Source organism: Thermophagus xiamenensis, from assembly GCF_900112795.1.
Taxonomy (GTDB): domain Bacteria; phylum Bacteroidota; class Bacteroidia; order Bacteroidales; family Marinilabiliaceae; genus Thermophagus; species Thermophagus xiamenensis.
Map to the genome: position 1 here is coordinate 54,021 of NZ_FONA01000023.1, position 13,837 is coordinate 67,857.

At 37.5% G+C, this 13,837-nt stretch carries 8 protein-coding genes and 2 tRNA genes; 7 read left to right on the forward strand and 3 right to left on the reverse strand.

Annotated elements, in window-relative coordinates; translation table 11 throughout:
• Nucleotides 1-23: 23 nt before the first annotated feature.
• Both BM130_RS13120 and BM130_RS13125 read right to left on the reverse strand, forming a co-directional pair.
• The gene (locus tag BM130_RS13120; protein ID WP_044138856.1) at nucleotides 24-698 is read right to left on the reverse strand and encodes a LytR/AlgR family response regulator transcription factor; all 675 of its coding nucleotides are present in this window, start codon (nucleotides 696-698) and stop codon (nucleotides 24-26) included.
• Between the two features lie 450 nt (nucleotides 699-1,148).
• On the reverse strand, nucleotides 1,149-1,913 hold the full coding sequence (locus tag BM130_RS13125; protein ID WP_010528808.1) for a peroxiredoxin-like family protein: 765 nt from the start codon (nucleotides 1,911-1,913) through the stop codon (nucleotides 1,149-1,151).
• A 406-nt stretch (nucleotides 1,914-2,319) separates the two neighbouring features.
• On the opposite strand from BM130_RS13125, the gene BM130_RS13130 reads away from it, so the two are divergent.
• The 3 genes from BM130_RS13130 (at nucleotide 2,320) to BM130_RS13140 (ending at nucleotide 9,839) form a co-directional block, all read left to right on the forward strand.
• Nucleotides 2,320-7,950: a leucine-rich repeat domain-containing protein gene (locus BM130_RS13130; RefSeq protein ID WP_175560431.1), complete on the forward strand. Its 5,631-nt coding sequence runs from the start codon at nucleotides 2,320-2,322 to the stop codon at nucleotides 7,948-7,950.
• Nucleotides 7,951-8,245: 295 nt separating this feature from the next.
• The gene (locus BM130_RS13135) at nucleotides 8,246-8,593 is read left to right on the forward strand and encodes an ArsR/SmtB family transcription factor (protein WP_010526857.1); all 348 of its coding nucleotides are present in this window, start codon (nucleotides 8,246-8,248) and stop codon (nucleotides 8,591-8,593) included.
• A gap of 229 nt (nucleotides 8,594-8,822) precedes the next feature.
• Nucleotides 8,823-9,839, forward strand: coding sequence for a permease (locus BM130_RS13140; RefSeq protein WP_010526858.1), 1,017 nt, complete (start codon nucleotides 8,823-8,825; stop codon nucleotides 9,837-9,839).
• 525 nt (nucleotides 9,840-10,364) lie between these two features.
• On the opposite strand, the gene BM130_RS13145 is transcribed toward BM130_RS13140, so the two are convergent.
• Nucleotides 10,365-10,448 (reverse strand) — tRNA-Leu (locus BM130_RS13145).
• A 55-nt stretch (nucleotides 10,449-10,503) separates the two neighbouring features.
• Here BM130_RS13145 and recO point away from each other — a divergent pair.
• From recO to BM130_RS13165, 4 genes are all read left to right on the forward strand, one after another.
• The gene (gene recO / locus BM130_RS13150; RefSeq protein ID WP_010526859.1) at nucleotides 10,504-11,310 is read left to right on the forward strand and encodes a DNA repair protein RecO; all 807 of its coding nucleotides are present in this window, start codon (nucleotides 10,504-10,506) and stop codon (nucleotides 11,308-11,310) included.
• Between the two features lie 499 nt (nucleotides 11,311-11,809).
• Nucleotides 11,810-12,949, forward strand: coding sequence for a methionine aminotransferase (locus tag BM130_RS13155; protein WP_010526860.1), 1,140 nt, complete (start codon nucleotides 11,810-11,812; stop codon nucleotides 12,947-12,949).
• 175 nt (nucleotides 12,950-13,124) lie between these two features.
• Nucleotides 13,125-13,196: transfer RNA gene (locus tag BM130_RS13160), tRNA-Arg, on the forward strand.
• A 320-nt stretch (nucleotides 13,197-13,516) separates the two neighbouring features.
• The gene (locus BM130_RS13165; protein WP_074964400.1) at nucleotides 13,517-13,798 is read left to right on the forward strand and encodes a helix-turn-helix domain-containing protein; all 282 of its coding nucleotides are present in this window, start codon (nucleotides 13,517-13,519) and stop codon (nucleotides 13,796-13,798) included.
• Nucleotides 13,799-13,837: the final 39 nt, after the last annotated feature.

Here is a 13,837-nt window from a genome sequence, read left to right on the forward strand (position 1 = left end):
GTATAAGCGCTCCTTTAAATTTCTCAAATCACAAAATTGTCGTCGATGTATCTTTGCAATTTTTCCTTGTATTGTTCACTGACAGGAATCCGCATCTCATCGAAAACAATGCGTGACCGCTCAATCATGGTGATTTTCTCTACATTAACGATATAGGACCTATGTACCCGGATAAACCCGGAAGAAGGAAGTTTCTCTTCAATTTTTTTCATGCTCAGCAGAGTCATGACGGGTTTAGCATTTTCAAGAAAAAAACGCAAATAACCTCTGTTACCTTCGATGAACAGAATTTTATCCAGTTCAATGCGAATAATTTTATATTCAGACTTAATGAAGATATGATTGGGGGTAGAATTTAATTTCTCTTCAGAATGTTTTTGTTTAAAGTGTGAAAGCGCCTTATTTGCCGCTTTCAAAAATGTAGAATAATCAATTGGTTTCAGTATATAATCCAGAGCGTCCAGTTTAAAGCCATCAATGGCATAATCACTGTAGGCTGTAGTAAAGATGATGTCGGGACGGGGCGACAAAGTCTTAACCAATTCAATGCCGTTTAAATCAGGCATTTGGATATCCACAAACATCAAATCAATCTGATGATTATTCAAAAACTCCAATGCCGTCATTGCGTTCTCAGTTGTTTTAAATTTCAAATTAATGGATTGTTGGATTTTAGATTTGAAACAAGAACGAACCATGACAAAAATTTCACCATTAGGGCATAGTCGCCGCTTTTTTATTCATCGATATTCCTAACGCACCGCACAAAGTTATAAACATATCGGATATCGCCCTGCGGCCCTAAATACTGTGGATAATCCTCCGGGTTTCCACTCTTGGGGTCACTGCGCTGACAACCCGCGCCATGCACATCCATAATCATGTCATTCATCATCCCCAGACCTTCACCCAAAGCAATATAAACGGCACTGGAATAAGGATTAACGCCATCCCGGTGGGTTGTACTTGTCCAGAAAAAGGGGTAATGGCCCCCACTCCCATCCGGATAGTTTATCTCGGTTGTTTCGAAAACCGGGTCAATAGCCGGGGAATTGGTCGTTTGCGGGGATCGAGAATAATCAACAATACAACAGACCCGAGAACTTAGACTCTCGGGTCTGTTAGACTTAAAATCTCATATCACCATGCTAATCCGTTTTCATCTTCTTAAGGAAATCAGTTATTTCAGCCGGTTCTGCCCGCTCCCGGTAATCGGCATCCAGGAAGGCGTAAACAATTTTTCCATCGGTATTAATGATGTAAGTTGCTGCCAGAGGGAGTTCATTGGATGAATCGCCGTTATGGCTGTTAAGGCCAAACTTCTCATTGTAAATGCGGGCAACCTCATCCGTCAATTTAAATACTACGCCATATTGTTTTGCCACTTTATTTCCAACGTCGCTTAGTACTTCAAAATCCAACTGATGCTTTTCACTGGTTTTTAAGGATTCATCGGGCAATTCGGGAGTTAAGGCAAGAAGATTTGCCCCTTGTGCCTTAATATTCGGCAATTCTCTCTGCAAAAAATGTAAATTGATATTGCAATAAGGACACCATCCGCCACGGTACCAAACCAAAACAACCGGTCCTTTGGCCAGATAGTCCTGAAGCGATACCTCTTTACCCAAAGCATTCTTCAAAGTAAAGTCAGGAGCCATATCTCCCACATTTTTTGCGGATTTCAACACTCCGCTCTGCGCCACGGCCAATAAACCTTCTTCATAAATTTGTTTGGTTTTTTCATCGGCAACTTTTTCAAAGTCGCTTTTGCGTTCCAATAATGCTTCTTTTTGAGTTTTATAACTTTCTGTTTCCATCGGTTTTTCTTTTTCGTTGGTTTTACGACTTCCCGTTTGAGTGTTACAAGCAGCTGAAACTACCAGCAAACACAAGAGTAAATTTTTAATTTGCATCGCTATTTTATGTTTATTTGATCACTTTTATTCCTTTTTTTTGAAGCCTATTAAGTCATCCTTTTAGGAATAATTCTTTTTTAAAAAGTTGATCCAATCAAAATTGAATTGCAACTACATAATCTAAACAACTGGTACTTCATCTTTGTTGCCACAACTAATTCTCATTAACCTAAATTAATCATTAATCAACTGAAAGTTATATCACTATCTCTACGCATACATCCATATATAATAAAGAATAATCTTATTACAAACATTTGGCTCACAAAAATTAACAAAATATTTACAAATGTATTTTTTACTTAAACCATTCATCCTTCAAGTAGGTTAGCTTGAACAATTCAATCCTAAAAGATGTTTTTAACATTCAAAACAAAAACTCTAATCACAAATGAATTTTATTATGAAAAACTATTTACTAATTTTTCTTGTCTTTTTTAGTTTAAATAAAGCTGCTAATACCAAAAATTTTGCGGCTTTTTCTCATAATGATTATAATGGAATCAAATCCTTCCATGAATTATCCCCCCCCATTTTTTCGGGAGAAACAGATTCGGAAGACAGCAGCTTAACGGATTCCGGAAGTCGCGAAACCGACTCTCTGGCACTGGTGGCTTTATATAACCAGAATGGCGGAGAAAACTGGACAAACAAAGAAAACTGGCTAACAGGTCCGCTGGATACCTGGGAAAACGTTACCATTGAAGACGGAAGAGTAATAGCTCTCGAACTTAGCAAAAATAATCTAACCGGAGAGTGGTGTAACGAGTTAACCAATTTATCGGAATTGAGAATTTTGGATTTATCATTTAATGATATTTCAGGTAGCCTGTCTTCTGATATCGAAAAGTTAACAAACTTAGACACACTAAATTTATACTCTAACAATTTTTCAGGGAACTTACCCCCAGAAATAGGTAGTTTAACGAACCTCACCTTTTTAGCTTTGGATTATAACAACTTTTCAGGAGAACTTCCCGGTAGCATAGGCAATCTGTCTCAATTGAACTACTTATATTTAAGTTCCAATAAATTCTCTGGAGAAATACCCCAAGAAATTGGCAATCTTACCAACCTAATAGCCCTAAATCTGAGATACAACGACCTAACTGGAGAAATCCCTGAAACAATTGGCAATTTAATCAACCTAGAAACACTCGAATTGCAATATAATGAACTTTCCGGTACAATCCCTGAAACCATTAATGACCTAACATCTCTTGAATATTTAAACCTGGCTAGCAACAATTTTACCGGGACATTTCCAAACATTAGCAATCTTTCACAATTGTATTATCTGGCAATAAGCAATAATAATTTTACTGAGCTTCCTTATCTTTCCGGTTCTATTGCTTCAATATCTAAGCTTTACCTTCAATACAATTATTTTACCTTTGAAGACCTGGAACCTTTAATGGACGACGCACCTTCTTTCTTTTACTATTCCCCACAAAATTTATCCTATAAAGACACCTCAATAATTGTAAAACCAGGCGACGCCTTAACATTGGATTTTGAGGTTGGTGGCTCTCAAAACAAATACGTTTGGTATCGCAATGATGTAAAAGTTGACAGTACCGGGCATACTTTATCCATTGAAGATGTCGACGAAACCACCTCGGGCATTTACCATTGTGAAGTAACCAATGAACTGGTTCCAAATCTAACAATACGCTCAGGTAATTTTGATGTATTTGTGAGATTTCAGGCCAATACCACCGACTCGCTGGCTCTGGTCGCATTATATAACCAAAATGGTGGTGAAAACTGGACGAAAAAAGAAAACTGGCTTTCCGGACCAATGGATACCTGGGAAAACGTAACAGTCGTTAACGGACGCGTTACTGAACTAAAGCTTAACACCAACAAACTTACCGGTGAATGGTGCTCAGATTTACTCAATTTATCGGAATTAAAAATTTTAGATTTATCACACAATGATCTTTCCGGAAGTCTACCTTCTGATATCGATACTTTAACGAATCTCACCTATTTAAATCTGGAGAATAACGATTTTTCCGGCGAAATACCGGAAGCGTTTGGGCATCTCACCAATCTCGAAACCCTTAAATTGAACAGCAACGACTTATCCGGTGAAATTCCCCAATCAATCGGGAACCTAAATAAGCTGGAAACTCTTAATTTATCTTATAATGATCTTTCAGGAACAATTCCCGAAACGTTTAATAACCTAACATCTCTTAAAAGTTTATATCTAACATATAACAACTTCAGTGGAGTATTCCCGGATATTAGTAATCTGTCACAAATTTCATATCTTCATCTAGATAATAATCATTTTTCAGACATTCCATATCTTTCAGCTTCGATTACATCAATGTTTAGTCTTTACCTTCATAACAATTATTTTACCTTTGAAGACCTGGAACCGATAATGGACGATTCGCCTACTATCTTTTATTATTCCCCCCAAAATTTATCCTATAAAGACACCTCAATAATTATAAAACCAGGCGACGCCTTAACATTGGATTTTGAGGTTGGTGGCTCTCAAAACAAATACGTTTGGTATCGCAATGATGTAAAAATTGACAGTACCGGGCATACTTTATCTATTGAAAGTGCCGACGAAACAACCTCAGGTATTTACTATTGTGAAGTAACCAATGAACTGGCACCAAAGCTAACTATACGTTCAGGTAACTTTGATGTATTTGTAAAATTTCCGGTCAACACCACCGACTCGTTGGCTCTGGTGGCTCTATATAACCAGTGCGGCGGCGAAATTTGGAAAAATAAAGAAAACTGGCTAACAGGTCCGCTGGATACCTGGGAAAACGTTACCGTTGAAAACGGAAGGGTTACTGAACTAAACCTCAAAAACAATAACCTTTCAGGGGAATGGTGTTCAGATTTATTCAATTTGTCGGAATTAAGAATTTTAGACCTTTCATCTAATGATATTACTGATAGTTTGCCTGCAGATATCGAGAAGCTTACAAAATTAAATACACTTAAATTAAACTCAAATAATCTAACAGGCACCTTGCCTCCGGAAATAGGCAACCTTAAAAACCTCAATTACTTAGGTTTATCCTACAATGATTTTTCGGGAGAAATTCCTTCTGCCATTGGTAATCTCAAGGAATTAAAATCTTTATACTTTAATAATAACAACTTTACAGGAACAATTCCGGAAACAATTGGAAGTCTTACTAACCTGGAGTATCTTGATTTATCTTTCAATAGTCTTTCCGGCACTATTCCTGAATCCATAAACAATCTTTTATCTCTTAAATATCTATACCTCACATTCAACAATTTCAGTGGAATATTCCCCGATATTAGTAATCTCACACAATTAAGGTACCTGTATCTATACAATAATGAATTAACAGATATTCCATACCTTAAAGGTTCCCTTTCTTCATTATCTGGTCTTTACATTCAAAACAATTATCTTTCATTTGGTGACCTGGAACCTTTAATGGACGATGCGCCCTCTTTTTTTAATTATTCTCCACAAAAATTATCAGTGGAAGATACTTCAATCATTGTAAATGCCGGCGAGCCATTAACTTTGGATTTTATTGTTGATGGTACACAAAATAAATACGTATGGTATCGTAACGACGTAAAAATTGACAGTACCGACCACACTCTAACCATTGAAAAGGCCGACACAATCACTTTGGGCACTTACTATTGTGAAGTAACCAATGAACTGGTTCCGAAATTAACACTCAGATCAGGGGATTTCAATGTGAACGTAAGATTCCCGGTCAACACCACCGACTCGTTGGCTCTGGTGGCTCTATATAACCAGTGCGGCGGCGAAAACTGGAAAAATAAAGAAAACTGGCTAACAGGTCCGCTGGATACCTGGGAAAACGTTAAGGTTGAATACGGAAGGGTTACAGAGTTACATCTCAATAACAATAACCTTTCAGGGGAATGGTGTTCAGATTTATTCAATTTGTCGGAATTGAGAATTTTAGACCTTTCATCTAATGATATTACCGATAGTTTGCCTGCAGATATCGAGAAGCTTACAAAATTAAATACACTTAAATTAAACTCAAATAATCTATCAGGCACCTTGCCCCCGGAAATAGGTAACCTTAAAAATCTCAATTACTTAGATCTATCCAAAAATGATTTCTCGGGAGAAATTCCTTCTGCCATTGGTAATCTCAAGGAATTAAAATCTTTATATTTTAATAATAACAACTTTACAGGAACAATTCCGGAAACAATTGGAAGTCTTACTAACCTGGAGTATCTTGATTTATCTTTCAATAGTCTTTCCGGCACTATTCCTGAATCCATAAACAATCTTTTGTCTCTCAAATATTTATCCCTCACTTACAACAATTTCAGTGGAATATTCCCCGATATTAGTAATCTTACACAATTAAGGTACCTGTTTTTATACAATAATGAATTAACAGATATTCCATATCTTAAAGGTTCCCTTTCTTCATTAATTAGTCTTTACATTCAAAACAATTATCTTTCATTTGGTGACCTGGAACCTTTAATGGACGATACGCCTACTATTTTTATTTATTCTCCACAAAAATTATCAGTGGAAGATACCTCAATTATTGTTGGACCAGGCGATACCGTAACATTGGATTTTATGGTTGATGGTTCTCAAAACAAATACGTATGGTATCGCGAAGATGTAAAAATTGACAGTACCGGACATACTCTAACCATTGAAGACGCCGACACAACTACTTCGGCCTTATACTATTGTGAGGTAACCAATGAACTGGTTCCTAAACTGACATTCCGCTCAGGGAATTTCAATGTGTTTGTAAGATTTCCGGTCAACACCACCGATTCGTTAGCTCTGGTAGCGTTATATAATCAAAATGGAGGTGAATCCTGGCACTCTAAAACAAACTGGCTGTCAGGATCAGTAGATACCTGGGAAAACGTTACCGTTTTCAACGGTCGGGTTACAGGACTGAATATGCCAAGCAATAATCTCACTGGCCAATGGTGTTCAGATTTATCCAATTTGTCGGAACTGAGAGTATTAAATCTTCTTTCCAATAATTTGTCGGGAAATATTCCTGATAACATAAGCAACCTCAAAAAACTGGAAACGTTAGATTTAAGGAATAATAAATTATCAGGTGATTTCCCAATAGGAATCACAAATATCACTAACCTGAAAAGCCTAGACTTATCAGGTAATAAATTTTCAGGAGAGATTCCTTCTGATATCGAAAAACTCACAGAACTAGAAACCCTAGAACTTTCAAGAAATGATTTCTCAGGAACCATTCCTTCCGGCATCAACAACTTAATATCAATCAAAACCTTAGACCTTTCCGATAATCAGCTCGAGGGGTCCTTACCGGATATCGACAATCTCACAGAGATACGATATCTATATATAGACAACAATTATTTTTCTGATATATCTTCATTGCTTAATTTCCCATTATCATTATTTTATCTGAATCTAAGAAATAATTACCTCGATTTTGAAGATTTGGAACCTCTAATGGAGAAAGAAATATCCATATTATATTATTCTCCGCAAAAAGGAATAGAGACGGAAGACAGCACTGTTGTGTTAACAGCCGGCGAAAAACTTGAACTTGAATTCACCGTTGGTGGTTCACAGAATCAATATACATGGTATAAAGACGGAAACATTTTTAGCGAAAACAATAATTCACTAACAATTGAAGATGTGCAAGAATCTGATGCCGGAACCTACTATTGTGAAGTTACCAACAATTTGGTCCCCGATCTGACCATCCGTTCGCGAAAATATATTGTAACCGTTTCACCCGAAACGTATGTACCGTCGATTGAAGAATATGGTATCCGCATCGCACCGAATCCGTCTACCGGTCGTTTTACGTTGTATAACATTCAGGAAATTCGTGATATTGCCATTTTCAACATTAAAGGCGAGCGAATCTTCTTTACCGAAAACAACGCCGCATCGGAACAAATTACAATAAACCTTAATAACAAAGGTCTGTTTGTCCTTCAACTAAAAACGAAAAAAGGGGAGATTCTGACCGAAAAAATTGTGATTCGATAAGGAAGAATCCACCCTCAATTAGCAAAAGGCTGTCCTCTACTACATTCGGGACAGCCTTTTTCCGTATTGTAACACAACCTGCTGCATGATAAAAAGGGCCGGTGTATCCTGTCCGGACTCAACCTTCCAAAACGTAAAAACGATTTTTTCAGGCATCTCAACAGTCACATGCATCAAGAAAAACTGCAGCTCGATGAAGGTAAATCATTCTTTTTGTAATATGAATAAAATTGATAATTTTGCAGCCAACTTCTCATATGCATTATTACGCATATAAGAATTTAATCGAGGGAATATGGACGATTATATCAAAATATTTAAAGCTTTGTCGGATATGACAAGGCTGAAAATAGTCTGGTTACTCACCAACATCGACGAAAAAATCTGCGTTTCGGAGATTGTGGAAGTGCTCGGCGAACGCCAGTATAATGTTTCGCGACACCTGAAAATTTTAAAGGATGCGGGTATGATAAGGGAAGTTAAAGAAGGAAAATGGGTTTACTATTACCTGTTACCCATCAACGATAAATTCGGCCATTTCATACAAAGCGCCATCAGCGTTATACCGGAATCCGCGATGTCGCAGGAAAAAGCGAAATGCGAAAGGTTACTGGATCAACGAAAACATTATGACACCAAATAAAATCCAAATAACGACAATATTCAAAGCAATTTAAATATACAAAAAATCAGCATCCAACGCCGTCTAGAATAACTGAGGCTGCAGGACCAACTCCAATCACCATTTATTTAAGTTTTAGTTCCCGGCATTCAGGGACAACAGTAGAGAATTGAACATGTTGTAATCTTTTGCCCAAACATATGCGTTTTAGCACATATATTAAATCATAATCAATAAAAACCAGTAATTTATGAACGAAAAACTTAGTTTAGCTTTAGAAGAGTTTATCCACGTAGGGGTAGCATTAATTTTAATTATCACCCTTGTATCCATTCTTACAGGATTGGTACGAACCTTTATTCCTCAGGAAAAACTTCAGAAGAGACTATCCAAAGCAGGGAAATACAGCAGTTTAATGGGCGCATTGTTGGGTATCCCGACACCTTTTTGCAGTGCCTCCATGGTTCCGGTATCTATGGGGATGGTAGAAATGGGCGCGCCATTTTCTATGGTGTTTTCATTTTTACTTTCAGCCCCCCTGGCCAATTTTGTTGTGGTAGGCTTCATATTCGGCGTCTTCGGCTGGAAAGTGGCATTGGTTTATTTTGCCATAGTTTTTATCGGTTCCGTTTTAATGGGAACCATAGCGGGAAAGACTTCTATAAGACATGAAGTCAAAAGAATTAATTTAAATTCCGGAAAAAAAATTTCATCATGCGCACCTCAACCACAAAGTTGTTGTGATGCCACTCCCGTTGGTTTAACTCAGCAAAATTGCTCTCCGGTAGTACAGACTGCCGAATCATCATGTGCTACCTTATCGGCGGCTCCTTCCTGCGGGCAGACTATCACGACAAACTCTAAACTCAAAGAAGCCTTTGCCTTTGGGTGGGCATTGTTTAAACGCATTTTTCCCTATGTATTGGCAGGCGCCCTTATCAGTGCCGTTTCAGCCATCTTTGTCCCCGACACATGGGTTCAGAAACATTTAGGCAACGACAGTCCGCTGGCTATTCCAATCGCTGCAATAATTGGCATACCATTGTATTTGCGCATAGAGATGGCCATTCCCATATTAAAGGCGCTGATTGTGAAAGGCATGAGCATGGGTGCCGCCATGTCATTAATTATCGGAGGAACGGGTGCCAGTTTGCCGGAGATTGCCATTATCTCATCCTTGTTAAAACCAAAGGCCATTGCTGCATTTATTGTTTCGGTAATGTTCATGGCCATTGTGGGTGGTTTCATCTTCTACTTTTTCTTTTAACGGTCACCCACTCTTCATCCCGGCATGTTGTGACCAGCACCACGCAGCGCCTGGTCAAATTTAGTTTCAAAGTGAAAATGTCAGCTAGACGATACCGCATTTAAAACCGTCTCACAAAACAGGATCGTTTTCCCGAAGGAATACGGAAATTGTCATTCAAAACAAAAAAGGAGGAAATTTTATGGTTTCCTCCTTTTTTATTGTTTAACCTGTCAGATCAAGCTAAACTTAGTCATTAGCTTAACAACATATTTATTCCCCTATGGTCATTCCTCTTTTCACAGGGAAAATCATCTGTATAAAATAATTGACCGGATGGAAATCCCTTGAAACATGGTTTTATTTATACTCCTTTGTGACATTCATATAATATCCAATTCAATACGATAGGACATAATGCTATCCTTCACAAAAGGATATCCCCGACACTAAAGAACCTTTTATTTTATCAACAGCAGTTTGAATAAACCAAAATATAATTCCTAAAAAAAAAAGCCTGACAGATAAACTGTCAGGCTTTTTTAGTACCCAGGGCCGGGGTCGAACCGGCACGGTATTGCTACCACTGGTGTTTGAGACCAGCGCGTCTACCAATTCCGCCACCTGGGCATTGCTGGTCGCAAACTCTCGTTTGCGGATGCAAATATAAAACATTCTTGTGTGGATGCAAACAATTTTTTTTGAATTGATACATTTCTATGGTTTATATTTGCAACCGGTAAGTATTACTTCTAACATGAGTAACCTGATAAAAACTGATGGCATTGTACTGGACCATGTCCGTTATCGCGACACCAGCGCCATTATTCATATTTACACACGAGAACTCGGTCGCCAGAATTACATTGTAAATCGTGTTCGCGGAAACCGGAAATCAAAAAAAAGCGTCCTTCTTCAGCCCCTGAACAGAATCTCTATGGAAGTGTATCATTCCACGAAAAAGGACTTGCACCGAATCAAAGAATTCTCTCTATTAACACCACTAAAAACCATACCTTTTTCACAAAGTCGTCGTGCTCAGGCTTTTTTTCTGACCGAACTCTTCTCGCACATCCTTAACCTACAAGAAAAATCAGAAGAGTTATTCGACTTCTTAAAAAGCTCTATAGATTTACTCGATTCAGATGTAGAGGGTCGCGAAAATTTACATTTGTTCATAATGTTTCGTCTGACCCAATATTTGGGTTTTTATCCAAGAGCCAATCACATAGGACAAAATGCCTGGTTCGATATAAAAAACGGCCATTTTGTCTCATCCGAACCTTTGCATCCGTTATTTTTAAATCCGGATAAATCGGCATTAATCAGTCGGATGTTCGACGCTGACGTTTTTTCATTAAAAAACATTGCCCTAAATTCACATGAACGTCGAATTATCCTTCATTCCCTTCTGGATTATTATAATGTTCATGCCCATGGCTTTAGCCCACTAAAAAGTCTGGAAATTTTGGAAGAGGTGTTACATTCCTAAGTTTAAAGACACTAAAAAATCATCATATCAATAAAAAGCGGCCTCCGGTCAAATTTAATTTGATTTTTGATGCTAAATGTATTGAAATTTAAAAAATTACCAATGAAGGAATTAAGTTTTAAAACCTATGTGTTGCCAACCGGGCCTTGAGCGGCACATATTTTGCCACATCCAGTTATATCGAAATCTCAAACAACATCAAACAATTAAATATTAACCATTTACTTAATATTCTTTTGAAAAATTACCGACATATTATTTTTAACTCATTCTTATTTTCGCATCAGGTGACAATAAAGATTCACCTCCTGGAAAATCTCTCTATATGTAAAAAACAACCATTTCAACGAGAATAAGAAGTATATTTGATTAAATGTCATTGCATTACTACTCTGACAATCAAAAAAGGTCCGGACTTGTTGCCAAATGTATTTAATCAAAATACCTTCGCACAATTAATACAACACTAATATCAAAAAAACTAATTTAATCATATATCATGATCGCACCTAAACTTATTACCTTGGAAAGCAGCATTGTAAATGCCATGACAGAGCTAGGCAACAGCCATAACGCAATTAACATGGCAGCAGGGTACACTGACTTTCACTGTTCACCAAGGCTGATAGAACTGGTACAAAAACATATATCTCAAGGCATAAATGAACTGGCCCCGGCGTATGGCGTACTGCAACTACGTGAAAAAATTGCTGAAAAAATTGAAAATCTTTACGGCCATTATTACAATCCGGAAACTGAAATTACAATAACAGCCGGTGCCACTCAGGCTCTCTTTACAACCATTACGGCTCTGATTCGGGAAGGCGATGAAGTGGTGGTTTTTGAACCTGCCTGTGATAGTTATGTTCCGGCCATCGAGATTAACGGTGGAAGACCGGTGTTTGTTCCCCTGAAAGGAACAGACTTTCATATCGACTGGGAAGAGGTACAAAAACTAATAACATCCAACACCAGGATGATTATCATTAACACCCCTCACAGTCCTACGGGAATGGTCTTTTCCGAACTGGATATGCTAAGACTTCAAAAAATTATAAACGGAACCCGTATTATAGTCCTGGCCGATGAGATATTTGAACATATGGTATATAATGGGGAATCGCACCAAAGTGTTGCACTCTACCCCAAACTGGCAGAACAAAGTATAATTATCAGCTCCTTTGGTGAAACGTATCATGTATCGGGCTGGCAAATTGGCTATTGTGCCGGACCTGCAAATATTATGGCAGAACTTAGAAAAGTTCAGCAAGTAATGATGCAAAGTGTATCTTCTCCTTTTCAATGGGCATTGTCGGAATTTCTGGATTTTAAAGAAGAGTATTTGCATCTTTCCGAATTTTATGTAAAAAAAAGAGACCGATTTACCGAGCTGATGCGCGCCACACGATTTAAGCCCATCTTGTCTCGCGGGTCGTTCTATCAGCTTTTTAGCTATGAAGAGATTTCCGATGAAAATGATAAAGATTTTGCCATCCGATTGATAAAAGAATCGGGAGTTACAACGGTTCCCATCAGCGCCTTCTATCATGAAAAATCGAAAAAGTATTTGTTGCGTTTTAACTTTGCCCGTACCGATGAGCATCTGCAAATGGTGGCAGAAAGATTATCAAAATGGTAAACCCTGAGCAATTATTTTTATGGTTTCCAAGAAAATATTTTCCGTTTTCACAAGATAAACAGGAACAGTTTTCCAAATACCGGGGATTTTTCTATTTTTGCCCCGTCTTTTAACATTTACCATTAGAAAAGTGGTAATATAGATTTTCTACAAAACAGATTGAATACTCTATTTAGGCCCCATAGTTCAAGGGATAGAACGCGAGTTTCCTAAACTTGAAATCCAGGTTCGAGTCCTGGTGGGGCTACAAACCACAAAATTTACTACGCTATAGGCCAGACTTTTAACAAAAAGCAGCTGTTTTTTTTCTACGAAAAAAATACAAATTTACCCGGCACTTTTGGATTTGTGTGTTAAGTTTGATTCATCTCACCATTATTCTTCAAGAATCCATTATTTGTAATTGTTTTATTATCTTTATTCTGGTTTTCAATCATCTACAGCTTCAAAACCAATTTCTTGCAATACATATAAGTGTTAAATAATTTGCCTGAAATTAACCTATAGCTTTAAAATCCACGAAACTAACACACAAAGAAAGAAATCTCATTGAAAAAGTTGCAAGCTATGAATACATCATTGAATAAATCGGACAAAATAAAAGAGGCTTTTAATAAGCTTTTCAATGAAAGAACACAGGAAGAAATATTGGCGTCGGAATCAAGGCTTCTTAGTTTCCGTTTTTTAGACGTTATCGAACGCAAAATTAAGAAGGAAGGATTAAGTCGGAAAGAGCTCGCCCAAAAAGTGGGAACTTCTCCCTCTTACATTACTCAATTATTCAGAGGGGATAGATACTGTTTAAAAAAGTGTGTCTGTAATAGAATAAAAAAGGTCTTCTCAGCTTAGTTTTACAAACGAAAAAATAAAAAGTATAACTAAAAAGAG

What these genes read in the sequence shown, in the direction of transcription:
- BM130_RS13120 (WP_044138856.1), bottom strand. Translation starts at nt 698, where the DNA reads ATGGTTCGTTCTTGTTTCAAATCTAAAATCCAACAATCCATTAATTTG.
- BM130_RS13125 (WP_010528808.1), bottom strand. Translation starts at nt 1,913, where the DNA reads ATGCAAATTAAAAATTTACTCTTGTGTTTGCTGGTAGTTTCAGCTGCT.
- BM130_RS13130 (WP_175560431.1), top strand. Translation starts at nt 2,320, where the DNA reads ATGAAAAACTATTTACTAATTTTTCTTGTCTTTTTTAGTTTAAATAAA.
- BM130_RS13135 (WP_010526857.1), top strand. Translation starts at nt 8,246, where the DNA reads ATGGACGATTATATCAAAATATTTAAAGCTTTGTCGGATATGACAAGG.
- BM130_RS13140 (WP_010526858.1), top strand. Translation starts at nt 8,823, where the DNA reads ATGAACGAAAAACTTAGTTTAGCTTTAGAAGAGTTTATCCACGTAGGG.
- recO (WP_010526859.1), top strand. Translation starts at nt 10,504, where the DNA reads ATGCAAACAATTTTTTTTGAATTGATACATTTCTATGGTTTATATTTG.
- BM130_RS13155 (WP_010526860.1), top strand. Translation starts at nt 11,810, where the DNA reads ATGATCGCACCTAAACTTATTACCTTGGAAAGCAGCATTGTAAATGCC.
- BM130_RS13165 (WP_074964400.1), top strand. Translation starts at nt 13,517, where the DNA reads ATGAATACATCATTGAATAAATCGGACAAAATAAAAGAGGCTTTTAAT.